Origin of the sequence: Pseudomonas sp. Irchel 3A18 (assembly GCF_900187465.1) — a bacterium.
Classification (GTDB): domain Bacteria; phylum Pseudomonadota; class Gammaproteobacteria; order Pseudomonadales; family Pseudomonadaceae; genus Aquipseudomonas; species Aquipseudomonas cichorii.
Genome location: NZ_FYDI01000001.1, coordinates 540368 through 563751, shown reverse-complemented (window position 1 = coordinate 563751; position 23384 = coordinate 540368). Strand labels below are relative to the sequence as shown.

Below are 23384 nucleotides of genomic sequence, written 5' to 3'. Positions count from 1 at the left end.
GACATGGCGAAACTCAGACTGGTAATGATCGGCAATGGAATGGCCGGGGTCCGCACCCTTGAAGAACTGTTGAAGCTGAACGAAGACCTCTACGAAATCACCGTCTTCGGCGCCGAACCGCACCCCAACTACAACCGGATACTGCTGTCGCCAGTACTGGCCGGCGAGCAGACCTTCGATGATATCGTGCTCAACGACCTGAATTGGTACAAAGAACACAATATCCAGTTGCTGCTCAACCGTCGGGTAGTAAAAATCGACCGCTTCCGGCGCATCGTGACGGCCGAGGATGGCACCCAGGCCCCTTATGACCGCTTGCTGATCGCCACCGGCTCACGCCCGTTCGTGCTGCCAGTCCCCGGCAATACCCTCAAAGGCGTGATCGGCTACCGCGACATCGCCGATACCCGACTGATGATCGATACGGCAACTACTCACCGACGTGCCGTGGTCATCGGTGGCGGCCTGCTGGGACTGGAAGCGGCCAATGGCCTCAAGTTGCGCGGCATGGACGTAACGGTGATCCACAACGGCAAATGGCTGCTGGAGCGGCAACTGGACAAGACCAGCGGCCAGATGCTGCAAGCGGCACTGGAGCGGCGCGGCCTGGCGTTTCGTCTCAACGAGCAGACCGAGGCCTTTCTCGGCGATGAGCAGGGTCAGGTTCAAGCCGTGCAATTCAAAGGCGGTGCGGTGATTGATGCCGATCTGGTGGTCATGGCCGCAGGCATTCGCCCCAACATGGAACTGGCCGCACAATCAGGCCTGCCCTGCGACCGGGGCATTCTGGTCAACGACACCCTGCAGACCTACGACCCACGGGTCTATGCCATCGGCGAATGCGCCAGCCATCGCGGTATCGCCTATGGTTTGGTTGCACCACTGTTCGAGCAAGCCCGAGTCTGTGCCAATCACCTTGCTCAGTTGGGTTTCGCCCGCTATCCGGGCTCGGTGACCTCGACCAAACTCAAGGTCACCGGCATCGACCTGTTCTCTGCCGGCGACTTTCTGGGGGGCGAAGGCACCGAAAGCATCACCCTCTGCGACCCTTTGGGCGGCGTCTACAAAAAACTGGTCATCAAGAATGACGTGCTGGTCGGCGCCTGCCTGTATGGCGATACCGCCGACGGCAGCTGGTACCTGCAACAGATCCGGGAAAACCGCGGGATCGATAACATCCGCAATCACTTGATGTTCGGCGAACAGACTACCGACGAGGCGGCATGCGCATGATGGAAGCCCCGACCCAGACCACACAGATCACCGCATCCACCTGCTGCTACTGCGGCGTTGGCTGCGGCGTGCTGATCGAACATGACGGACAGAACATTCTCGGAGTCAGTGGCGACCCGCAACATCCGGCCAACTTCGGCAAGCTGTGCAGCAAAGGCTCGACCCTGCACTTGACCGGCGACCTGTCGGCACGGGCGCTTCATCCTCAACTGCGCCTGAGCAAAAGCCTGGCCCGCAGCAACACCGACTGGGATACGGCTCTGGAACATGCCGCGAATGTCTTCGCCGACACCATCAAGGAGCACGGCCCCGACAGTGTGGCGTTCTATATTTCGGGGCAATTGCTGACCGAGGATTACTACGCCTTCAACAAGCTGGCCCGGGCACTGGTGGGCACCAATAACATCGACAGTAATTCCCGGCTCTGCATGTCTTCGGCCGTGGTGGGCTACAAGCGCAGCCTGGGCGCCGATGCACCGCCGTGCAGTTACGAAGACATCGAGCTGAGCGATTGCGTGATGATTGTCGGCAGCAACATGGCCTACGCCCACCCGGTCCTGTTCCGACGACTGGAAGAAGCCAGGAATCGTCGGCCCGAGATGAAAATCATCGTGATAGACCCCAGGCGCACAGATACCTGCGAACTGGCGGACTTGCACCTGGCCATTCAGCCAGGCACTGACGTTGCGCTGTTTCACGGCATCCTGCATCTACTGATTAACGAAGGCTTCACCGATCGCAGCTTCATCGACGCCCACACCCAAGGCTATGCAGAACTGGAAAACCTGGTTCGGAACTACCCGCCAGAGACCGTCGCCGAAACCTGCGGTATCTCCATCGAAGACCTGCGCGCCTGCGCCCGCTGGATTGGCCTGGCTCCTGGCTTCCTGTCGCTCTGGTGCATGGGGTTGAACCAGTCCACAGCCGGTAGCGCCAAGAACAGCGCGTTGATCAACCTGCATCTGGCCACCGGCCAGATCGGCCGCCCCGGCGCAGGCCCCTTCTCGCTCACTGGCCAGCCCAACGCCATGGGCGGCCGTGAAACCGGCAGCCTGTCCAACCTGCTGCCAGGCCATCGCGAAGCCGCCAATGCCGAGCATCGCGCCGAGGTCGCCGAATACTGGGGGGTCGATACGCTGCCGGTCACTCCCGGGCTGCCTGCCATAGATCTGTTCGAGCAACTGCGCACAGGCAAGGTCAAAGCGCTATGGATCGCCTGCACCAACCCGGCCCAATCGCTGCCCGATCAGCAAAGGATCAAAGAGGCTCTGAGTACATGTCCTTTCGTGGTATTGCAGGAAGCTTTCCAGACCACTGAAACCGCACGTTTCGCCGACCTGCTGCTGCCCGCCGCCAGCTGGGGAGAAAAGGAAGGCACCGTCACCAACTCGGAACGACGCATCTCCAACGTGCGCAAGGCCATTTCCGCTCCTGGCCTGGCACGCCCCGACTGGGCAATCACCGTGGATTTCGCGCAACGCCTGGAACACAGGCTGCGACCCGGTGCTCCTGCCCTCTTCGACTTCACCAGCCCTGATCAGCTATTCGATGAATACAAGGTTCTGACACAGGGCCGCGATCTGGATATGTCCGGCATCGACCGCGACCTTATCGACCGCCTCGGCCCACAGCAATGGCCTTTCCCCCAAGGCGCTCGCGGGGGTACCGCCCGCCTCTACAGTGACGGTGTATTCCCGACGGCTTCGGGTCGAGCGCAGTTTGTCTGCGATGCTTATGTCGCCGCCAAAGAGCTGCCCGATGCGCAGTATCCACTGACGCTCAATACCGGCCGACTGCGCGATCAATGGCACGGCATGAGCCGTACCGGCACGGCCGCCCGCCTGTTTGGCCATGTCAGTGAAGCCATGCTGGGCCTGCACCCACAAGAAATGCAACGCTATGGACTGGAGTCAGGTGACCTGGTTCATCTGCATAGCCGTCGTGGCGATCTGGTGGTGCCCGTCAGCAGCGATGACGGCGTTCGTCCGGGTCAGGCATTCCTGCCCATGCATTGGGGCGACCGGTTTCTCAAGGGCGGCATCAACGTACTGACTCAACCCGCCTTTGACCCGCTCTCCAAGCAACCGGAACTCAAACATTCCGGGGTACGCCTCGAGAAAGCAGACTTGCCCTGGCAATTCTTCGCGTTGATCGAAGGTGATGTGCAAAGCCACCTGACGGCGCTTCGTCCGCTGTTTGACACATTTGCCTATGTCAGCCTGGGTCTGATCGGTCGCGAGCGCCCTGCACTCGTGATAAGGGCAGCCAATCTCCGGGCACCGGAGCATTCGCTGCTGGAAGACATTGATCGCCTGCTGGGCCTCAATGAAGGTCCGGTCATGGCCTACGACGATCCCAAACGTGCCATCGGCAAGCGGATCCGCCTCGATGACGGCCACATCACCGCCTTGCGCCTGGCAGGAGAAACCCTCGCTCAGCACTGGCTGCAGAATCTGTGGCTACAAGGTCGGGTAGACGAGCAACTGCGCCGCTGGATGCTGGCTCCGATCAGCAGGGAACCGGGCAAAAATGCCTCTCAGGCCCGCGACAGGATCCTCTGCAACTGCAAGAACGTCAGCCAGAGTGCAATCATGAAAGGAATAGACAACGGCCTGGATTTGAACCAGCTTAAAACACAGCTCGGTTGCGGAACCCAGTGCGGCTCATGTGTGCCGGAAATAAAAAGGCTGATAAGCGCTGTGGTACTGACGGATTGAATATCGGTTCATCAAATCGCAGGCAAAGAAAAGCCCGGCATAAGCCGGGCTTTTCATTCAAAGCAGGCTAATTACTTAGCTTGTGCTTCAACTTCAGCTTCTACGCGACGGTTTACTGCGCGGCCAGCTTCAGTTGCGTTGTCAGCAACTGGACGGGTTTCGCCGTAACCAACCGAGTTTACGCGGTTAGCGCCAACACCGTACTGGTTGACCAGAACTTGTTTAACGGCGCTAGCGCGACGCTCGGACAGTTTCTGGTTGTAAGCGTCAGGACCGACGGAGTCAGTGTGACCTTCAACAGTGGTGGTGGTTTGTGGGTACTGTTGCATGAAGTCAGCGAGGTTTTTGATGTCGCCGTAGCTGTTAGGCTTGACCACAGCTTTGTCGAAGTCGAACTTGACGTCCAGCTCAACACGAACCACTTCAGCAACTGCCGGGCAGCCATCAGCGTCAACAGTTACGTTGGCTGGGGTGTTAGGGCACTTGTCGACGTTGTCGCACACGCCGTCGTTGTCGCTGTCGGAGCAGACTTCAGCAACTGGAGCAGCTACTGGAGCAGCTTCGGTTTTCTTGCTGCCGCCACCGAAGTTTACGCCGATACCGACGCTAGGAGCCCACTCGGTCTCGCCTTGGTCGATGTTGTACTGAGCTTCAACGCCAGCACGAGCATAGAAGTTGTCGGTGAAGTACAGCTTGGCACCGCCGCCAACGTTGGCGAAGGTGGAACCGTTACGACCACCACGGTTAGTCTGACCGATGCTCTGATCGGAGAAACCTGCAGACACGTACGGACGCAGCATGTCGCCTGGGTTGTTGAAGTGGTACAGAGCGTCCAGGGCAGTGTTGGAGCCCTTGATGTTCTTGCCATCGTCGCCACGAGCGTTGTGAACTTCGTCGTAGCCCAGACGCAGTTCAACGTCGTCAGTCAGGAAGTAACCGATCGAACCGCCGAACAGGTTGCCGTCGTTTTTGAAGTCGCGAGAGCTGTCAAAATATTGCTTCTTGGCGAAGCCCTCGATCTCGACTGCGCCTTGGCCTTGCGCCAGCACGCCGAACGAAGTCGCGGCAACGATAGTACCAATGGCCAAGCCCAAGGTGTTTTTCAGTTTCATCCGTTAAATCCCCATCTGGTGATTGTAAAGCAGCCCCATGACAACTGAGGCAATTCGTCGGCAAGTCTAGCAGACCCTGCCAGTTCTTTAGAGATATTTGCTCCGAGTTAAGTTTCGGTGATGCCCGCAAATTTCTCACGTAATTTATCTAATGCCCGCTTATAGCGCATTTTCGTTGCGCTTAAGCCCATGTGCATGATGTCTGCAATCTCCTGGAATTCAAGTTCTGCGACAAACCGCAGCACCAGAATCTCCCGATCGATCGGGTTCACATGCACAAGCCAGCGATCAAGTCCGCCCCTTTCTTCAGGTTTGGGCGTCTTCTCTTCAGACGCTTCCTCAAGCGGGTCCAGACTCAAAGCGTCCATCAAGCGACGCTTTCGCCGTTCCTTTCTGTACTGAGTGATGCACTCGTTGTAGGTGATGCTGTAGAGCCAGGTTTTGAACTTCGATTTTCCCTCGAAATTCTTCAATCCATACAAGACCTTAAGCATCACTTCCTGACAGACATCATCAGCATCGCGATCGTTCCCTAAATAACGTGCACAGACGTTAAAAAGTGTTCTCTGGTAACGACGCATTAACTCTTCGTAGGCCCGAGTCACGTTGAAAAGCTCGACGTGAGCGCGCGCGACCAGCTCCTCATCTGAGAGCTCGCGTGGGTCGTAGCGCGTCGAAAGCGGTAAGGGTTTATTCAAAACGAGTCGTGCCGACAGTCAGTTCAATGTCCGCCAATGCCCGGATTCCGGCAATTTGGGGCGGCATAGATTAGCAGATTCGCCGCTTAACGGCTGCTTACTCTCTGCTCAAGGAGAATTTTGTTGGAAAAAGAAACCAACTCCCCTTCGTCTGTCAGCAGTGTAGTCTTGACCGTACCGATTTCCTCGATTTGCCCCTCTATGTCGCCCACCTGCAAATGCTGGCCGACCTGATAAAGTTCTCTGACATAAATCCCCGCCAGAATCTGACCTGCAATTTCACGACTTCCCAACCCCAGTGCCAAGGCAACGGCCAGGCCGACGGTCAGGAGACCAATCACGATAACGTGATTGAGCAGATCTGTCTTCACTTCAAGCTGGCTGATTGCCACCGAAATACTGATGATGATCACCAGCCCCTGGGCAATTCGCCCCAGACCGGGCGCATAATCGACCCCGACGCCTTCGGCAGCGCCACGCACCAGCCCGTTGACCAGTTGCGCCAGCAATACACCCACAAGCAGCACCAGCGCCGCACCAAACACCTTGGGCAGGTACAACGCCAGCATGTCCAGCGTCGCCGATACACGTTGCAGCCCAAGGGACTCGGCCGCCGATACCAGAAAGATCAGCAGGACGAACCAGTAGACGATCTTGCCGATCAGGGTGGAAATAGGCACTTTCACGCCGGCACGGCTGATCAGCTTGGTCAGCCCGGTGCCGCCCATGAGACGATCCAGGCCCAGCTTGGCCAGCAATTTCGATAACAGTGCATCGAGCAGTTTTGCGACCACGAAACCCAGCAGCACCACCACAAGGGCGCCGAACAGGTTAGGGATGAAGTTTGCGACTTTGGTCCACAATGCAGTCATTGCAGCAACCAGACTCTGGGTCCAGAGATCCAATTCCATGTTCAATCAGCCTTATCGACAGGACGGGCAGTAGGTTGGGTTCGACGGGAAACAGGGGAAACGTGTGCGGAACCGTTATTGAGGGCAATCATCATCGCCTGGGACCAGCGCCCAAGCAGCCCGAACAGCACACCGGCACCTACCTGGCGGTTGGCGGTTTTCAGGACACGGTCCAGGCAAGCGTCGTCATCCCGGCTGGAGGATGACGATTTGAGCATGTCTCGCAAAGATTCTTCAAAGGGATCGTGCATCAGGCACCTCACGCAATGTCAGTGAGAGACGTGGCTCGTTCCGGGCGAGTCACAAACGGCATTGAAAATTTATCCGTCACAACCAGCGCAAACGCCTGAAAAGAAACCACTGCCCCACCGCCACCATGACAATCAAGGCACAGGCCAGCAGAAAACCGTAAGGATTGTCGGAGCCGGGAATACCGCCGACGTTGATCCCCAGCAGCCCGGTCAGAAAACTCATGGGCAGAAAAATACCGGTAATGATCCCGAAACGGTACATGGTGTGATCCATGCGCTCACGCAGACGCCGGTCTTCGGACTCCAGCAGCAGCCCCACGCGCTCGCGGGTCAGCTCAAGCTCTTCAAGGTAACGGGTCAGGCTGTTGTTCAGTTCGTTCCAGTAATCGGCATCGTCATCGACGAACCAGCCAAGCTTGATACGCGATAACTGTCCGAAGATATCCCGCTGGGGTGCAAGAAAGCGGCGCAACCCCGCTGCCCGCCGCCGAATCTGCAGCAGCTTGCCGTGCTCAGGGCTGTAACGCTCGTCGGCATCGGTCTTTTCTTCCTCATCATCCACCGACTCGGTCAAATCGCCGAGCAGGTCCTGCACTTTTTCGGTCAGGTATTGAGCCAGATAAAGCGTCAGTTCGGAGGCTGTCTTCGGTCCTTTGCCTTCACTCAACTGCTCAATGAGTTCTTCGGTCGCCCGCAAAGGCCGCAGCCGCAAGGAGATCACCCGCTGGGCAGCCGCGAAGATCCGCACCGACACCATGTCTTCAGGCTCGGCCCCCGGATTGAGGTTCACACCCCGCAGGAACAGCAACAGCTTCTGATCAGGCAAGGGCAACAGACGCGGCCGGGTATTTTCTTCGAGCAGCAGCGTGCAGGCGAACTCACTCAGGCCACTGGAATTGCGCAACCACGAATGAGTCTGCGGGTGACTACGGTCCCAATGCAGCCACAGACTTTCATGGGGCTGCATCTGAAGACCATCGAGTTCGGTTCGAGCAATGAAACGCGCTCCGCCCTGACCATCCAATACGAGGGCATGAACCAGCCCCCACTGCGCATTTGCTTCGTCGAACATTCTTGCTTCGCTTATTCCGGCATTTTCAGAGAGGACGGAGAAATGATCACACCATTATTGTCGGCATACAGGTAATCGCCCGGCCGAAAAGTGACGCCGGCAAAGGTCACCGGGACATTCAAATCACCGATGCCGCGCTTGTCGGTCTTTTTCGGGTGACTGGCCAGCGCCTGCACGCCCAGATCGGTTTGCGCCACAACGTCGACATCGCGGATGCAGCCATAGATCAACAAGCCTTCCCAGCCGCTTTTCGCAGCCTTGTCAGCCAGTAGATCGCCCAACAGCGCACAACGCAGAGAGCCACCACCATCGACGACCAGAACCTTGCCTTTGCCGTCGAGTGCCACCTGGTCTTTCACCAGTGAGTTGTCCTCGAAGCACTTGATGGTCACGATCTCGCCACCAAAGGAGTCACGGCCGCCGAAGCTGCTGAACATGGGCTCTACGACTTGCACCAGCTCTGGATAGGCATCACACAAATCGGGGGTCGAATAATGCATGGCTAACTCCTGTCGGTGAGAGATGGGAATGCTCAGGGCAGCATAGTGGCTTTGACCTCAACTTTCGCCCCGACTTTCATACAAACACAAAACCAGGCTATTGCCCTACCGCTTCCTGTAATTGGGGAAGCTCGCCGCTGGACGCAGAACGCTCTTGCAGCCAGTCGAGCACTCGCGGCCAGACCTGCTGCTGCGCGCCTTTGCTGACCAGCATCCGCACATGATCGAAATCTTCATTGAAGCCATGCTCGCGCCCCAGGCACAGAAACTGTCGCTGCGGGGAGCCAAACTGATCGAACAGCATCTTGCAGGCCCAGACCGGATCCTGATGATCGCCCACCGCAGCCACTGCCAGTACCGGCACTTCGACACTGGCCAGCCCGGTCCACCAGTTGCTGTCACGATCACCGAAACGCCCGAACAATCCATGCCAGCGCATGCTTTCCAGGACAACGCCAATCGGTTCGTCCTCCGGCCCACGCTTGAGACGCGGCCCGGAAATATGCTCGAAAGGCTTGAGCAACAGACGCCCGGTCCACTGCACTGGCGGAATCTTCAATGGCCAATAGGTACGGCTGATCTGACTGCCAAACAAGGCTGCCGATGCAGCACCCTCAGGCCCGAGATATTGACCACCCAGCGCCGCCGCCAGCGTGGTACCGCCCAGGGAGTGGCCGATCCAGTGCGGCACCTGACCGTTCTGTTCGCGAACGAACGCAGCAATGGCCGGCAGATCGTAGCGGGCATAATCCGCCACGCGATTGCGACGATAGTCCTGATTGCGGGCCGAAAGGCCATGGCCACGCATCTCGGCAATCCACACATCGTAACCGGCACGTGCCAGGAACGGCCCGAGGCCGATGCCTTTGGGGGAATACCAGAAGCGGCGATTGGAAAAGCTGCCATGCAACAGAATGACAGGCACACCGCGCACATCGGGCTGATCCACCAGACCGAGACGGGTAACAGCCAGCTCGACACTGGAGTCAGGGCTGTTGGCAGGCTTCAAGCGATAGACGTCCTCGACCAGATCGCCACGACGCTCGGCACTGATCAAGGCAACGGGAAAAAGATTGCTGCTGCTTTGCATATTGCTCTTTTATCTAGGCTTCAAAGGCATCGGGTCGCCTCTGACAGACGGATGAAACTGCTGGTTCGGTTGCCCCCTTTGGGGCCTTGCATGAAAAAGGGCGGTTTCCGAAAAAACCGCCCTTCCTCGAAACGCTTGAAACCCTAGACGATTCAAGACGCTATTGCATCACATCGGAAAAAACTCAGGCAGGCGCCTGACCCTCCGCGAGGAAGAACCAGGTTTCCAGTACCGAGTCCGGGTTCAGCGAAACGCTTTCGATGCCCTGCTCCATCAGCCAGCGAGCCAGATCCGGATGGTCCGAAGGACCCTGACCGCAAATGCCGATGTATTTCCCGGCCTTGTTACAGGCCTGGATGGCATTGGACAGCAGCTTCTTGACCGCCGGGTTACGCTCGTCGAACAGGTGCGCAATGACACCCGAATCGCGGTCCAGGCCCAGCGTCAACTGGGTCAGGTCGTTGGAACCGATGGAGAAACCGTCGAAGTGCTCCAGGAACTCTTCGGCCAGAATCGCGTTGGACGGCAATTCGCACATCATGATGATGCGCAGACCGTTTTCGCCACGCTTGAGACCATTGGCCGCCAGCAGCTCGATGACCTGGCTCGCCTCGCCCAGGGTACGCACGAAAGGCACCATGATTTCGACGTTGGTCAGGCCCATGTCCTCGCGCACACGCTTGAGGGCACGGCATTCAAGCTCGAAGCAGTCGCGGAAGTTCTCGCTGATGTAACGCGAAGCGCCACGGAAACCCAGCATCGGGTTTTCTTCTTCCGGCTCGTACAGCTTGCCGCCGATCAGGTTGGCGTATTCGTTGGACTTGAAGTCCGACAGACGCACAATGACCTTCTTCGGCGTGAACGCTGCGGCCAGGGTGCTGATGCCTTCGACCAGCTTGTCGACATAGAAATCCACCGGATTGCTGTAACCGGCAATACGCTTGTCGACGCTGTCCTTGATCTCTGGCGGCAGGCCGGCGTAGTTGAGCAGCGCCTTGGGATGCACGCCGATCATGCGGTTGATGATGAACTCCAGGCGCGCCAGACCGACACCGGCATTGGGCAACTGGGCGAAGTCGAACGCGCGATCGGGGTTGCCGACGTTCATCATGATCTTGAACGGCAGCTCAGGCATGGCATCGACCGAGTTGGTCTTGATGTCGAAGCCCAGCTCACCCTCGAAGATGTAACCGGTATCGCCTTCGGCGCAGGATACGGTGACGCCCTGCCCGTCCTGCAGCAATTGAGTGGCATTGCCGCAACCCACAACGGCCGGAATACCCAGTTCACGAGCGATGATCGCGGCGTGGCAGGTACGGCCACCACGGTTGGTGACAATGGCGCTGGCGCGCTTCATGACCGGTTCCCAGTCCGGGTCGGTCATATCGGAAACCAGCACATCGCCGGCCTGGACCTTGTCCATCTCGGACACGTCCTTGATGATCCGTACCTTGCCCGCGCCGATGCGCTGACCGATGGCACGGCCCTCGACCAGCACATTACCGGTTTCCTTGAGCAGGTAACGCTCCATGACATTGGCCGCGGAACGGCTTTTCACGGTTTCAGGACGCGCCTGAACGATATAGAGCTTGCCGTCGTCGCCATCTTTGGCCCACTCGATGTCCATCGGAGCCTTGTAGTGCTTCTCGATGATCATCGCTTGCTTGGCCAGTTCGCTGACCTCGGCATCGGTCAGACAGAAACGCGCACGGTCGGCAGCGTCGACATCGACGGTTTTCACCGAACGACCGGCCTTGGCCTCGTCGCCGTAGATCATCTTGATGGCCTTGCTGCCCAGATTGCGGCGCAGGATAGCCGGGCGACCGGCAGTCAGGGTGTCCTTGTGGACATAGAATTCGTCCGGGTTGACCGCGCCCTGCACCACGGTTTCGCCCAGGCCATAGGCGCCGGTGATGAACACCACGTCACGGAAGCCCGACTCGGTATCGAGGGTGAACATCACCCCGGCAGTACCGGTTTCGGAGCGGACCATGCGCTGAACACCTGCCGACAGGGCCACCAGCTTGTGGTCGAAGCCCTGATGCACACGGTAGGAAATGGCGCGGTCATTGAAGAGCGAAGCAAAGACTTCCTTGGCCGCACGAATGACGTTATCGACACCGCGGATATTGAGGAAGGTTTCCTGCTGGCCTGCGAAGGAGGCATCGGGCAAGTCTTCTGCCGTTGCCGAAGAACGCACTGCCACTGCCAGATTCGGGTTGCCTGCCGACAAGGCGGCGAAAGCCGTACGAATCTCGGCATTGAGCTTCTCGGGGAACTCGGCCTCCATGATCCACTGACGAATCTGTGCGCCGGTTCTGGCCAGGGCATTGACGTCGTCGACATCCAGAGCGTCCAGAGCTGCATGGATCTGATCGTTCAGACCGCTCTGCTCAAGGAAATCACGGTAGGCCTGGGCTGTCGTAGCGAAACCACCGGGCACCGAAACACCAGCGCCTGCCAGGTTGCTGATCATTTCGCCGAGGGATGCGTTCTTGCCTCCCACGTGCTCCACATCATGGACGCCGAGCTTATCGAGGGAAACTACGTACTCTACCAAGGTGATCTCTCCACTAACTGTGTTTGTTGTTGGGAAAAGCTCATGCACCCGAGCCACGCGCGGTGTGACAGCGGGTATTTCTGGACCGACTTGAAGCAGTAACCTTGAAAAAAGGTGAGAATGCAGGCCATCTGGGCCGGCAAGCGCGCCTATGATATCCAAGAATCGTCACCAGCTTAAGGCCAAGGGCGCAAATGAAACGATCCGCTTTCTTCATCTCGGACGGCACAGGCATCACCGCTGAAACGTTGGGCCAGAGCCTGCTGGCACAATTTGAAAACATTACGTTCAACAAGTTCACGCGCCCCTATATCGACAGCGTCGAGAAGGCGCGGGCGATGGTACAACAAATCAACAATGCCGCCGACAGGGACGAGGTGCGACCGATCATCTTCGATACCATCGTCAACCAGGAAATTCGCGAGATCCTGGCAACCTCCAACGGCTTCATGATCGACATTTTCTCGACCTTCCTTGCGCCGCTGGAGCAAGAGCTTAGTTCACACTCCTCCTACTCGGTGGGCAAATCGCATTCCATCGGTCACAACTCCAATTACATGGAGCGTATCGAGGCCGTGAACTTCGCCCTGGACAACGACGACGGCGCGCGCACTCATTATTACGACAAGGCCGATATCATCCTGGTGGGCGTCTCACGCTGCGGCAAGACGCCGACCTGCCTGTATATGGCCATGCAGTTCGGTATCCGCGCCGCCAACTACCCGCTGACAGAGGACGACATGGAGCGCCTGCAACTGCCCGAAGCCCTCAAGGCTCACCGCAGCAAACTGTTCGGCCTGACCATCGACCCGGACCGCCTGACGGCCATCCGTCATGAGCGCAAGCCCAATAGCCGCTATTCCAGCTATGCCCAGTGCGAGTTCGAAGTGCGCGAAGTGGAAAGTCTGTTCCGCCGGGAAAACATCCCGAACATCAATTCCACACATTTCTCTGTGGAAGAGATTTCAGCCAAGGTGCTTGTAGAAAAAGGGGTTGAGCGGCGCTTCAAGTAAGCTCACATGGCTCGTCGCGGCCAAGGCCCCTCCCAACATTTATGCGGGAAAGGCCTTGGCCGCGACCGGTTAAAGCACTGAGCCCGGCACCCGCACCCAACCTTCCATCAACACCCTGGCGCTACGGCTCATGATGGCCTTGGTGACCTTCCATTCGCCCTCTTCCTGCTGCGCCTGAGCCCCCACGCGCAAGGTGCCGGACGGGTGTCCGAACGTCACGGACTCACGCTCGCCGCCACCTGCTGCAAGATTGACCAGCGTGCCCGGAATCGCCGCAGCAGTGCCGATAGCCACGGCGGCAGTGCCCATCATGGCGTGGTGCAGTTTGCCCATGGAGACGGCCCGCACCAGCAGGTCGATATCCTGTCTGTTGACCGGCTTGCCGCTGGACGACAGATAGTCCGCAGGCCCGGCAACGAAGGCTACCTTGGGGGTGTGCTGACGCAGCGCAGGATCGTCGATGCTCTTGATCAGCCCCATGCGCAATGCGCCGTGAGCCCGAATGCTTTCCAGTTTCGCCAGCGCCTGGGCGTCGCCATTGATATCGCCCTGCAACTCGGTGCCGGTATAGCCGATATCAGCGGCATTGACGAAGACTGTGGGGATACCGGCGTTGATCATGGTCGCCTTGAGCGTGCCGATACCCGGCACCTGCAGCTCATCGACCAGGTTGCCGGTAGGAAACATCGAACCGCCCGCGCCCTCTTCATCTGCAGCGGGGTTCAAGAACTCCAGTTGCACTTCGGCGGCCGGAAAAGTCACGCCATCGAGTTCAAAGTCGCCGGTTTCCTGCACCTCACCGCCGGTGATGGGCACATGGGCAATGATGGTCTTGCCGATATTGGCCTGCCAGATTCGCACCACCGCAACGCCGTCGTGGGGAATGCGAGCGCTGTCCACCAGCCCCTGACTGATGGCAAACGAGCCGACGGCAGCCGAAAGGTTGCCGCAGTTGCCACTCCAGTCGACAAAAGGCTTGTCGATGGACACCTGGCCGAAGAGGTAATCGACATCGTGGTCGGCCTTGCTGCTGCGCGACAGGATGACCGTCTTGCTGGTACTGGACGTCGCACCGCCCATGCCATCGATCTGTTTTTCGTAAGGATCTGGGCTGCCGATGACCCGCAGCAGCAATGCGTCACGGGCCGGGCCAGGAACCTGTGCAACGTCGGGCAGGTCCTTCAGATTGAAAAACACGCCTTTGCTGGTGCCGCCGCGCATGTAAGTGGCCGGGATTCTGATCTGTGGTGTGTAAGGCATGAGAGGCTTCCTTGAAGGTGAACCTCTGCAGGAGCGAATTCATTCATGAAAAACCGTTCGCGAATGAATTCGCTCCTACAGGGTATATCAGGCTTGTGCAGACTCCAGAAAGTCCTGGGCGAATCGTTGCAGCACGCCGCCTGCCTCATAGATAGACACCTCTTCGGCGGTATCCAGGCGGCAGGTCATCGGCACTTCCAGGCGCTCGCCGTTCTTGCGCTGGATCACCAGCGTCAGGGTTGCCCGTGGCGTGCGCTTGCCGATCACGTCGAATGTCTCAGTGCCGTCGATCCCCAGCGTCAGGCGATTGGTGCCAGCCTGAAACTCCAGCGGCAAGACGCCCATACCCACCAGATTGGTGCGATGGATACGCTCGAAACCCTCGGCAGCAATGGCCTCCACACCCGCCAGACGCACGCCTTTGGCCGCCCAGTCCCGGGACGAGCCCTGCCCGTAGTCAGCACCAGCGATGATGATCAGCGGCTGCTTGCGCTCCATGTAGGTTTCGATGGCTTCCCACATGCGGGTGACCTTGCCTTCTGGCTCTATCCGGGTCAGCGAACCCTTTTTGACCTTGCCATCCACCACGGCCATTTCGTTGAGCAATTGCGGGTTGGCGAAGGTGGCACGCTGTGCGGTCAGGTGGTCGCCGCGGTGAGTTGCATAAGAGTTGAAGTCTTCTTCCGGCAGGCCCATCTTCGCCAGGTACTCACCCGCCGCGCTGTCGAGCAGGATCGCGTTGGAAGGCGACAAGTGATCGGTGGTGATATTGTCCGGCAGCACCGCCAGCGGGCGCATGCCCTTGAGCGTGCGCTCGCCGGCCAGCGCGCCTTCCCAATACGGCGGACGGCGGATGTAAGTGCTCATCGGGCGCCAGTCATACAGCGGCTCGACTTTCAGGCCGTAATCTTCCTCAAGAGCGAACATCGGAATGTAGACCTGCCGGAACTGCTCCGGCTTGACCGACGTCTTGACCACTGCATCGATTTCCTCATCGCTCGGCCAGATATCCTTGAGGCGGATTTCCTTGCCGTCGGCAATGCCCAGCACATCGTTTTCGATATCGAAACGAATGGTGCCAGCAATGGCATAGGCCACCACCAACGGCGGCGAAGCCAGAAAGGCCTGCCGGGCATACGGATGGATACGCCCGTCGAAGTTGCGATTGCCGGACAACACAGCCGTGGCATACACATCGCGCTCGATGATTTCCTGCTGAATCTTCGGCTCCAGCGCGCCGGACATGCCATTGCAAGTGGTGCAGGCAAACGCCACGACGCCAAAGCCCAGTTGCTCAAGCTCCGAAGTGAGCCCCGCCTCATCCAGATACAACGCAACCGTTCTGGAACCGGGTGCCAGCGACGATTTCACCCAAGGCTTGCGACTCAGGCCAAGGCGATTGGCGTTGCGCGCCAGCAAGCCAGCCGCGATCACGTTCCGCGGGTTGCTGGTGTTGGTGCAACTGGTGATGGCAGCAATAATCACTGCGCCATCCGGCATCTGGCCCGGCACGTCCTGCCACTGTCCGGCAATGCCTTTGGCCGCAAGGTCCGTGGTGGCGACGCGGGCATGAGGGTTGGATGGCCCGGCCATATTGCGTACCACACTGGACAGGTCGAAGCTCAATACCCGCTCGTAGTCCACCTGCTGCAAACTGTCGGACCACAGCCCTGTGTGTCTGGCATACAGCTCCACCAGACGCACCTGCTCGTCCTCGCGCCCGGTCAGGCGCAGGTAATCGATGGTTTGCTGATCGATGGAGAACATCGCGGCAGTGGCGCCGTATTCCGGGGCCATATTGGAAATCGTCGCCCGGTCCCCGAGTGTCAGGCTCGATGCACCTTCACCGTAAAACTCAAGATAGGCACCGACGACTTTCTGCTTGCGCAGGTATTCAGTCAAAGCCAGCACCACGTCAGTGGCGGTAATGCCGGGCTCGCGGCGACCGGTCAGCTCGACGCCGACGATATCCGGCAGGCGCATCCAGGAGGCGCGCCCGAGCATGACGTTTTCCGCTTCCAGGCCACCGACACCAATCGCGATGACGCCCAGAGCATCCACATGGGGCGTATGGCTGTCAGTGCCCACCAGGGTGTCCGGGAAAGCCACGCCTTCGCGGACCTGCACCACCGGGGACATTTTCTCCAGGTTGATCTGGTGCATGATGCCGTTGCCCGGCGGGATCACTTCGACGTTCTTGAAGGCCTTTTTGGTCCAGTCGATAAAGTGAAAGCGGTCCTCGTTGCGACGATCCTCAATGGCCCGATTCTTCTCGAAAGCCTGCGGGTCGTTACCGCCACATTCCACAGCCAGCGAGTGGTCGACGATCAACTGCACCGGCACCACCGGGTTGACCAGCGCAGGGTCGCCGCCCTGGGAAGCAATGGCATCGCGTAAACCGGCCAGATCCACCAGCGCGGTCTGCCCCAGAATGTCATGACACACCACACGCGCCGGAAACCATGGAAAATCCAGGTCGCGCCTGCGCTCCACAAGCTGACTCAGGGAAGCCTTCAGTGTGGCCGGATCACAGCGGCGCACCAGGTTTTCGGCCAGCACCCGTGAGGTGTAGGGCAACAGGTCGTAAGCACCCGGCTTGATGGCTTCGATGGCCCCACGGGCGTCGAAGTAATCCAGCGAGGTTCCGGGAAGCGGCTTGCGGTATTCAGTGTTCATGGCACGGGGACTCGATCACGGAGTTTGGGAGTAGAGAGGGGAACTCATGGGCGGCTCCCCTTCTCTCTTCAGCGCTGTTCGATGGGCACGAACGTGCGCTGTTCGACGCCGACATACTCGGCACTCGGGCGGATGATGCGGTTATTGGCGCGCTGCTCGAAAACGTGAGCAGCCCAGCCGGTCAGGCGCGAACAGACGAAGATCGGCGTGAACAGCTTGGTGGGAATGCCCATGAAGTGATACGCCGAGGCATGGTAGAAGTCCGCATTGGGAAACAGCTTCTTCTGCTCCCACATGGTCTTGTCAATGGCTTCGGAAACCGGGAACAGCACGGTATCGCCCACTTCGTCCGCGAGCTTTTTCGACCAACCCTTGATGACCTCGTTACGCGGGTCGGACTCCTTGTAGATCGCATGGCCGAAGCCCATGATCTTTTCCTTGCGCTCCAGCATCCCAAGAGTGCCCTTGGTGGCCTCGTCGGCCGATGCAAAGCGCTGGATCATTTCCATGGCCGCTTCGTTGGCACCACCATGTAGCGGGCCGCGCAAGGTGCCGATGGCTGCCGTGATGCAGGAATAAAGGTCCGACAGGGTCGAAGCGCAGACCCGTGCGGTAAAGGTCGAGGCGTTGAACTCATGCTCGGCGTAAAGGATCAGTGAGACATCCATGACCTTGCGATGCAGTTCGCTGGGGGATTTGTCGAGCAGCAGGTGCAGGAAGTGGCCGCCAATGGAGGTTTCATCCGTCACGCAATCAATGCGCTTGCCGTCATGGGAGAAACGATACCAGTAGCACATGATTGCCGGGAAGGCGGCCAGCAGCCGGTCCGTGGCATCGCGCTGCTGTTCAAAGCTCAGCTCCGGCTCAAGGGTACCGAGCATCGAAGCGCCAGTACGCATCACATCCATCGGATGGGTGTCGGCGGGAATGCGCTCCAGCACTTCTTTCAGTGCCTTTGGCAGGTCCCGCAGGCTCTTGAGGCGGTCCATGTAGGCGTTCAGTTGTGCCTGGGTCGGCAATTCGCCGTAGAGCAGCAGGTAGGCGACCTCTTCAAAGCGGGCCTCGGCGGCCAGTTCGCGCACATCATAGCCACGGTAAGTCAGGCCCGCACCCGCGAGGCCGACAGTGGACAGGGCAGTCTGGCCGGCAACCTGACCCCGCAGGCCAGCGCCGCTCAATACTTTTGCTTCAGCCATTGCATTCTCCAGTTCTTGAAATTATCGGGAATTGGCGATTCGTTTTTCTTCGCAGATGAATTCCATGCATGCCGATTGGCACAAGTGTGTACATCAACCCTTCTTCTGAGCGAACAGCGCATCCAGCTTCTGCTCGAAGGTGTGATAGTCGATGGCGTCATACAGCTCCATGCGTGTCTGCATGGTGTCGATCACATTCTGTTGCGTGCCATCACGGCGAATGGCGCCATAGACGTTTTCCGCCGCCTTGTTCATGGCGCGGAATGCCGATAAAGGATAGAGCACCAGCGAAACGTCAGCGGCGCGCAGCTCATCGACGGTAAACAGCGGCGTTGCACCAAACTCGGTGATGTTGGCCAGAATCGGCACACCCACCCGATTGGCAAACTGCTTGTACATGCTCAGCTCGGTGATGGCCTCGGGAAAAACCATGTCGGCACCGGCCTCGATACAGGCCGCTGCCCGTTCCAGCGCCGACTCCAGGCCCTCGACTGCCAGAGCATCGGTACGCGCCATGATCACGAAACTGCTATCGGTTCGCGCATCCACCGCAGCCTTGATGCGGTCGACCATTTCCTGCTGGGAGACGATTTCCTTGTTGGGACGATGCCCGCAACGCTTGGCACCCACCTGATCCTCGATATGAATGGCCGCCGCGCCCGCCTTGATCATCGACCGGACGGTGCGCGCCACGTTGAACGCCGAAGAACCGAAACCGGTGTCCACATCCACCAGCAATGGCAGGTCGCAGACATCGGTGATGCGTCGCACATCCGTCAGCACATCATCCAGCCCGGTGATCCCCAGGTCTGGAATCCCCAGGGAGCCAGCGGCCACTCCGCCGCCCGACAGATAAATCGCCTTGAACCCGGCGCGCTTGGCCAGCAGCGCATGATTGGCATTGATCGCCCCCACGACCTGCAAAGGTTGCTCACTGGCAACGGCATCACGGAAACGCTGGCCGGGAGTTTTATTGTCGTGACTCATTTCTCACCTCGGTCGGGAGCCGCCTGGTAATGGCGCTCGATGTTGCGTCTGGAAGCGCCGATATGGCGGCGCATCAATAATTCGGCCAGTTCACCGTCGCGCTCGGCAATGGCGTCAAGAATGCGATAGTGTTCGGCAAAGGCCTGGCGCGGACGATTGGGGGTGGTGGAAAACTGGATGCGGTACATGCGCACCAACTGATAAAGCTCGCCACAGAGCATCTGGCTGAGGGTCTTGTTACCGCTGCCCTGAATGATCCGGTAGTGGAAGTCGAAATCCCCTTCCTGCTGGTAGTAACCCACTCCGGCCTGAAACGCGGCATCGCGCTCATGGGTATCGAGCACAGTGCGCAACTCATCGATCTGTTCGGCGGTCATGCGCTCGGCGGCCAGACGGCAGGCCATGCCCTCAAGGGATTCACGAATTTCATACAGTTCGATCAGCTCGGCATGGCTGAGCGATACGACGCGCGCGCCCACATGCGGAACCCGCACCAGCAGTCGCTGACCTTCCAGTCGGTGAATGGCCTCACGCAGCGGCCCGCGGCTGATGCCGTAGGTGCGGGCCAGCTCCGGCTCGGAAATCTTGCTGCCGGGGGCGATCTCGCCTTTGACGATAGCCGCCTGAATACGCCTGAAGACGTTTTCGGAAAGCGTTTCCGAGTCCTCGACGACGGCCGTGGAAGCCTCGACTGCATCCAGCATATTGTCGACACCTTCAAAATTACATGAGGACAAATCTAGTAAATACGGCAATTTTCGTCAAAACAATTCTTGCGATTGTCGACAATCCACCAATGCAACGGCGTCCTCCCCTACAGGCTAATGTCAATCAGTGAAGACACAAACAAGCTGCCTCCCACAACGTTATTCATAGCCCTGACTGATCGGCATTACTACGACAGGCAGTGATAACTGGCATCACGAAACCTTCATGCTAGAATGGCGACCGCATCTGCCCAGTGCAGCTCTTCAAAGGACACGGCCTGCCAGCACGCCAGGCTGAAAAACCTGCGCTGCGGCCCTGAAGCTTTCCGCCTGTTGCGCAAGGACCTATGAGACTCGAAACCCTCACCACGTTGCTCTGTCTGCTGTTTCTTCCTGCCCTGTGCGCTGCCGCCAACAAGACCGTCTACGGCCTGAACGAATACGCCAGACTCACCAACATTGACCTTGAGGTCGCCGCCAAACTCGACACCGGCGCAAAGACCGCATCGCTGAGTGCGCGTGATATCAAACACTTCAAGCGCAACGGCGAGAACTGGGTCAGGTTCTACCTGGCCATCGACAACAGCCACGCCCACCCCATCGAACAGCCCCTGACGCGCATCAGCCAGATCAAGCGGCGAGCCGACGATGTCGACCCGGACGACGAGAAAAAGTACAGCGCACGCCCGGTGATCAACCTCGATATCTGCATGGGTGAAGTTTTACGCACCATTGAAGTGAACTTGACCGACCGAAGTGCTTTCCAATACCCGCTTTTGATTGGCTCCGATGCACTCAAACACTTCGATGCGCTGGTCGATCCAAGTCTCAAATTTGTGGCGGGCAAGCCCGCCTGTGCCTCCGTCGTTCAAAACGCAGAGTAAATACATGCGCTCTCTTACACTCCATCTGAAAATCCTGATCACGCTCCTGGTGACACTCGGCATCGCGATCACGGCCTATCAGATTGTCATCCTCGGCATCCCGCTGACCGAGGACGAGACCGACAACCTGTGGAATATCGACGCCAAGGTAGAGTTCCAGGCCAACAGTAAAGAGTCGATCAAGATCCAGATGTTCGTCCCGCCTCTGACCACGGACTACATCAGCCTCAACGAAAGCTTCATCTCCAATAATTACGGCGTCAGCGTCAACCGCGTCGACGGCAACCGCAAAGTCACCTGGTCCTCACGCCGCGCCAATGGCAACCAGACGCTGTATTACCGGCTGGTGCTGACCAAACGCTACGGCGCAGACAAGCCCAAGAGCAAAGGCCCGATCTTTCGCGACAGCATTGCGGTAGAAGGCGCCGAAAAAATCGCCGCCGAAGCCTTGCTTGCCCCTATTCGCCGCCACTCTGCCGATGTTGAAACCTTCATCAGCGAAGCCATCAAGCGCGTCAACAACCTCAAGGACGACAACGCCAGGCTGCTGCTGGCGGGAGACACTTCAGCCGTCAAGAAAGCCCAGATCACGGAGCTTCTACTGTCCATGGCCCACGTGCCGATGGAAAAGGTACACACCCTGCGCCTGATCACCGACCAGCCACAGACACCCGAGCTGTGGCTGCGCAGTTTCAATGGCAAGGAATGGCTGTATTTCAACCCGGACACCGGCGAAGCCGGTCTGCCGGATGACCGGCTGCTGTGGTGGACGGGCGACGAGAACCTGATCAGCATCGATGGCGGCAGAAAGGCCACAGTCAGTTTTACCCTCAACAACAGCGAAATGAACGCCATGCGGCTGGCCAAGCTGACCGATGAAAGCACCGACACGGACTTCCTGTCCTATTCGCTGTACGGCCTGCCCCTGCAAACCCAACAGACCTTCATGATCATGGTGATGATCCCGATTGGCGTACTGGTCATCCTGATCCTGCGCAATCTGGTCGGCCTGCAGACACTCGGCACCTTCACCCCGGTGCTGATCGCCCTGGCCTTCAGGGAAACCCAACTGGGCTTTGGTATCGCGCTGTTTACCGTGATCACGGCCTTGGGCCTGTCGTTGCGCTCCTACCTTGAACACCTGAAACTGCAGATGCTGCCGCGCCTGTCGGTGGTCCTGACCTTTGTCGTGGTGCTGATCGCGGCCATCAGCCTGTTCAGCCACAAACTGGGTCTGGAACGCGGCTTGTCGGTAGCCCTGTTCCCGATGGTGATTCTGACCATGACCATCGAGCGCCTGTCGATCACCTGGGAAGAGCGCGGTGGCGGCCATGCCATGAAAGTGGCTATCGGCACCCTGTTCGCAGCCTCTCTGGCGCACCTGATCATGAGCGTGCCGGAGCTGACGTACTTTGTATTCACCTTCCCGGCGGTGCTGCTGATTCTGGTCGGCTTCATGCTGGCGATGGGCAGATACCGTGGCTATCGCCTGACCGAACTGCTGCGCTTCAAGGCCTTCCTCAAAGCAGAAGACGCCAAATGATCGGTTTGTGGAAGACCTGGAAAGCCCTGGAAGCCAAGGGCATCATGGGCATCAACCGGCGTAACGCCGACTACGTGCTCAAGTACAACAAGCGCAGCCTGTACCCGATTGTCGATGACAAGATCATCACCAAGGAACGGGCCATGCAGGCGGGTATCCAGGTCCCGGAAATGTACGGCATCATTTCCACGGAAAAGGAAATCGACCGGCTCGACGACATCCTGGGCAAGCACACCGACTTCGTCATCAAGCCCGCGCAAGGCGCAGGCGGCGACGGGATTCTGGTGGTGGCCGACCGCTTCGAGGGGCATTACAAGACGGTTTCCGGGCGCATCATCACCCACTCGGACATCGAGCATCAGGTGTCCAGCATCCTGACCGGGCTGTATTCACTGGGCGGGCATCGGGACCGGGCACTGATTGAGTACCGGGTCATTCCGGATCAGATCTTCAAGAGCATCAGCTACGAAGGCGTGCCCGATATCCGCATCATCGTGCTAATGGGCTACCCGGTCATGGCCATGCTGCGCCTGCCGACGCGCCAGTCCGGCGGCAAGGCCAACCTTCACCAGGGCGCTATTGGTGTCGGCGTGGGCCTGGCCAGCGGCGTGACCCTTGAAGGCACCTGGCTCAACAGCATCATCAACAAACATCCCGACACCACCAACCCCGTGGACGGTGTGCAACTGCCTTACTGGAACGGCTTCATGAAACTCGCCGCCGAGTGCTACGAGCTATGTGGCCTGGGCTACATCGGCGTCGACATGGTGCTGGACCAGGAGAAAGGCCCGTTGATCCTTGAACTCAACGCCCGCCCCGGCCTGAATATCCAGATCGCCAACAACTGCGGGCTGACTCACCGGACCCAGGCGGTTGAGGCGCGTCTGGAGGAGTTGGCACGCAAGGGCGTCAAGGAGACGCCTGAACAACGGGTGCAGTTTGTGCAGGAGATGTTTGGGTGAGTCGGATCCTGT

At 58.7% G+C, this 23384-nt stretch carries 18 protein-coding genes and 1 pseudogene; 6 read left to right on the top strand and 13 right to left on the bottom strand.

The features are described from left to right. Positions 1 to 3 precede the first annotated feature (3 nt). Positions 4 to 1203 (top strand): annotated as a pseudogene (locus CKW23_RS02345) (NAD(P)/FAD-dependent oxidoreductase); the annotation flags it as partial. A 26-nt stretch (positions 1204 to 1229) separates the two neighbouring features. Next, positions 1230 to 3950, top strand: a complete 2721-nt coding sequence (locus CKW23_RS02340) for a nitrate reductase (protein WP_095067013.1) — start codon at positions 1230 to 1232, stop codon at positions 3948 to 3950. A 71-nt stretch (positions 3951 to 4021) separates the two neighbouring features. On the opposite strand, the gene CKW23_RS02335 is transcribed toward CKW23_RS02340, so the two are convergent. The 8 genes from CKW23_RS02335 to ppsA all read right to left on the bottom strand — a co-directional run bounded on the left by CKW23_RS02335 (position 4022) and on the right by ppsA (position 12144). Next, entirely contained in the window at positions 4022 to 5062 is a 1041-nt protein-coding gene (locus CKW23_RS02335; RefSeq protein WP_025260548.1) for an OmpA family protein, read from the bottom strand. 107 nt (positions 5063 to 5169) lie between these two features. After that, positions 5170 to 5760 carry an RNA polymerase sigma factor SigX gene (gene sigX, locus CKW23_RS02330; RefSeq protein ID WP_025260549.1) on the bottom strand — a complete coding sequence of 197 codons (591 nt, stop codon included), beginning with the start codon at positions 5758 to 5760 and terminating at the stop codon, positions 5170 to 5172. A gap of 86 nt (positions 5761 to 5846) precedes the next feature. After that, positions 5847 to 6671: a mechanosensitive ion channel domain-containing protein gene (locus CKW23_RS02325; protein ID WP_025260550.1), complete on the bottom strand. Its 825-nt coding sequence runs from the start codon at positions 6669 to 6671 to the stop codon at positions 5847 to 5849. A gap of 2 nt (positions 6672 to 6673) precedes the next feature. Continuing rightward, the gene (locus CKW23_RS02320) at positions 6674 to 6922 is read right to left on the bottom strand and encodes a CrfX protein (protein ID WP_095066965.1); all 249 of its coding nucleotides are present in this window, start codon (positions 6920 to 6922) and stop codon (positions 6674 to 6676) included. A 76-nt stretch (positions 6923 to 6998) separates the two neighbouring features. Beyond that, on the bottom strand, positions 6999 to 7994 hold the full coding sequence (locus CKW23_RS02315) for a zinc transporter ZntB (protein WP_095066964.1): 996 nt from the start codon (positions 7992 to 7994) through the stop codon (positions 6999 to 7001). Positions 7995 to 8005: 11 nt separating this feature from the next. Next, on the bottom strand, positions 8006 to 8494 hold the full coding sequence (rraA, locus tag CKW23_RS02310; RefSeq protein WP_095066963.1) for a ribonuclease E activity regulator RraA: 489 nt from the start codon (positions 8492 to 8494) through the stop codon (positions 8006 to 8008). 97 nt (positions 8495 to 8591) lie between these two features. Continuing rightward, positions 8592 to 9584, bottom strand: coding sequence for an alpha/beta fold hydrolase (locus CKW23_RS02305; protein WP_095066962.1), 993 nt, complete (start codon positions 9582 to 9584; stop codon positions 8592 to 8594). A 184-nt stretch (positions 9585 to 9768) separates the two neighbouring features. Next, the gene (gene ppsA / locus CKW23_RS02300) at positions 9769 to 12144 is read right to left on the bottom strand and encodes a phosphoenolpyruvate synthase (RefSeq protein WP_095066961.1); all 2376 of its coding nucleotides are present in this window, start codon (positions 12142 to 12144) and stop codon (positions 9769 to 9771) included. A 194-nt stretch (positions 12145 to 12338) separates the two neighbouring features. Between ppsA and CKW23_RS02295 the strand changes: the two genes are divergently transcribed. Then, positions 12339 to 13157 carry a pyruvate, water dikinase regulatory protein gene (locus CKW23_RS02295; protein ID WP_025260556.1) on the top strand — a complete coding sequence of 273 codons (819 nt, stop codon included), beginning with the start codon at positions 12339 to 12341 and terminating at the stop codon, positions 13155 to 13157. Between the two features lie 69 nt (positions 13158 to 13226). Here CKW23_RS02295 and prpF read toward each other — a convergent pair whose 3' ends face one another. From prpF to CKW23_RS02270, 5 genes are all read right to left on the bottom strand, one after another. Next, positions 13227 to 14417 carry a 2-methylaconitate cis-trans isomerase PrpF gene (gene prpF, locus CKW23_RS02290; RefSeq protein WP_095066960.1) on the bottom strand — a complete coding sequence of 397 codons (1191 nt, stop codon included), beginning with the start codon at positions 14415 to 14417 and terminating at the stop codon, positions 13227 to 13229. A gap of 87 nt (positions 14418 to 14504) precedes the next feature. Next, positions 14505 to 17093, bottom strand: a complete 2589-nt coding sequence (acnD, locus tag CKW23_RS02285) for a Fe/S-dependent 2-methylisocitrate dehydratase AcnD (protein WP_025260558.1) — start codon at positions 17091 to 17093, stop codon at positions 14505 to 14507. Between the two features lie 68 nt (positions 17094 to 17161). Next, entirely contained in the window at positions 17162 to 18289 is a 1128-nt protein-coding gene (prpC, locus tag CKW23_RS02280; protein WP_025260559.1) for a 2-methylcitrate synthase, read from the bottom strand. A 93-nt stretch (positions 18290 to 18382) separates the two neighbouring features. Beyond that, positions 18383 to 19276 (bottom strand): methylisocitrate lyase, encoded by an 894-nt coding sequence (gene prpB / locus CKW23_RS02275; protein ID WP_025260560.1) that lies wholly within the window; start codon positions 19274 to 19276, stop codon positions 18383 to 18385. Then, positions 19273 to 19980, bottom strand: a complete 708-nt coding sequence (locus CKW23_RS02270) for a GntR family transcriptional regulator (RefSeq protein WP_095066959.1) — start codon at positions 19978 to 19980, stop codon at positions 19273 to 19275. The genes prpB and CKW23_RS02270 overlap by 4 nt, the downstream gene beginning before the upstream one ends. A gap of 350 nt (positions 19981 to 20330) precedes the next feature. Here CKW23_RS02270 and CKW23_RS02265 point away from each other — a divergent pair, with 350 nt between their 5' ends. The 3 genes from CKW23_RS02265 to CKW23_RS02255 are packed head-to-tail and all read left to right on the top strand — an operon-like array spanning position 20331 to position 23372. Beyond that, entirely contained in the window at positions 20331 to 20867 is a 537-nt protein-coding gene (locus tag CKW23_RS02265; RefSeq protein ID WP_025260562.1) for an ATP-dependent zinc protease, read from the top strand. A gap of 4 nt (positions 20868 to 20871) precedes the next feature. Further along, positions 20872 to 22410 (top strand): inactive transglutaminase family protein, encoded by a 1539-nt coding sequence (locus CKW23_RS02260; protein WP_095066958.1) that lies wholly within the window; start codon positions 20872 to 20874, stop codon positions 22408 to 22410. Continuing rightward, positions 22410 to 23372: an alpha-L-glutamate ligase-like protein gene (locus CKW23_RS02255; RefSeq protein ID WP_177434619.1), complete on the top strand. Its 963-nt coding sequence runs from the start codon at positions 22410 to 22412 to the stop codon at positions 23370 to 23372. The genes CKW23_RS02260 and CKW23_RS02255 overlap by 1 nt, the downstream gene beginning before the upstream one ends. The last annotated feature ends 12 nt before the right edge of the window (positions 23373 to 23384 follow it).

Excerpts from the sequence above, each read along its gene's own strand:
- acnD (WP_025260558.1), bottom strand. The coding sequence starts at position 17,093 with ATGAACACTGAATACCGCAAGCCGCTTCCCGGAACCTCGCTGGATTAC.
- prpF (WP_095066960.1), bottom strand. The coding sequence starts at position 14,417 with ATGCCTTACACACCACAGATCAGAATCCCGGCCACTTACATGCGCGGC.
- CKW23_RS02315 (WP_095066964.1), bottom strand. The coding sequence starts at position 7,994 with ATGTTCGACGAAGCAAATGCGCAGTGGGGGCTGGTTCATGCCCTCGTA.
- prpB (WP_025260560.1), bottom strand. The coding sequence starts at position 19,276 with ATGAGTCACGACAATAAAACTCCCGGCCAGCGTTTCCGTGATGCCGTT.
- prpC (WP_025260559.1), bottom strand. The coding sequence starts at position 18,289 with ATGGCTGAAGCAAAAGTATTGAGCGGCGCTGGCCTGCGGGGTCAGGTT.
- CKW23_RS02335 (WP_025260548.1), bottom strand. The coding sequence starts at position 5,062 with ATGAAACTGAAAAACACCTTGGGCTTGGCCATTGGTACTATCGTTGCC.
- CKW23_RS02325 (WP_025260550.1), bottom strand. The coding sequence starts at position 6,671 with ATGGAATTGGATCTCTGGACCCAGAGTCTGGTTGCTGCAATGACTGCA.
- CKW23_RS02305 (WP_095066962.1), bottom strand. The coding sequence starts at position 9,584 with ATGCAAAGCAGCAGCAATCTTTTTCCCGTTGCCTTGATCAGTGCCGAG.
- CKW23_RS02260 (WP_095066958.1), top strand. The coding sequence starts at position 20,872 with ATGCGCTCTCTTACACTCCATCTGAAAATCCTGATCACGCTCCTGGTG.
- CKW23_RS02295 (WP_025260556.1), top strand. The coding sequence starts at position 12,339 with ATGAAACGATCCGCTTTCTTCATCTCGGACGGCACAGGCATCACCGCT.
- rraA (WP_095066963.1), bottom strand. The coding sequence starts at position 8,494 with ATGCATTATTCGACCCCCGATTTGTGTGATGCCTATCCAGAGCTGGTG.
- CKW23_RS02340 (WP_095067013.1), top strand. The coding sequence starts at position 1,230 with ATGATGGAAGCCCCGACCCAGACCACACAGATCACCGCATCCACCTGC.
- CKW23_RS02320 (WP_095066965.1), bottom strand. The coding sequence starts at position 6,922 with ATGCACGATCCCTTTGAAGAATCTTTGCGAGACATGCTCAAATCGTCA.
- CKW23_RS02270 (WP_095066959.1), bottom strand. The coding sequence starts at position 19,980 with ATGCTGGATGCAGTCGAGGCTTCCACGGCCGTCGTCGAGGACTCGGAA.
- CKW23_RS02265 (WP_025260562.1), top strand. The coding sequence starts at position 20,331 with ATGAGACTCGAAACCCTCACCACGTTGCTCTGTCTGCTGTTTCTTCCT.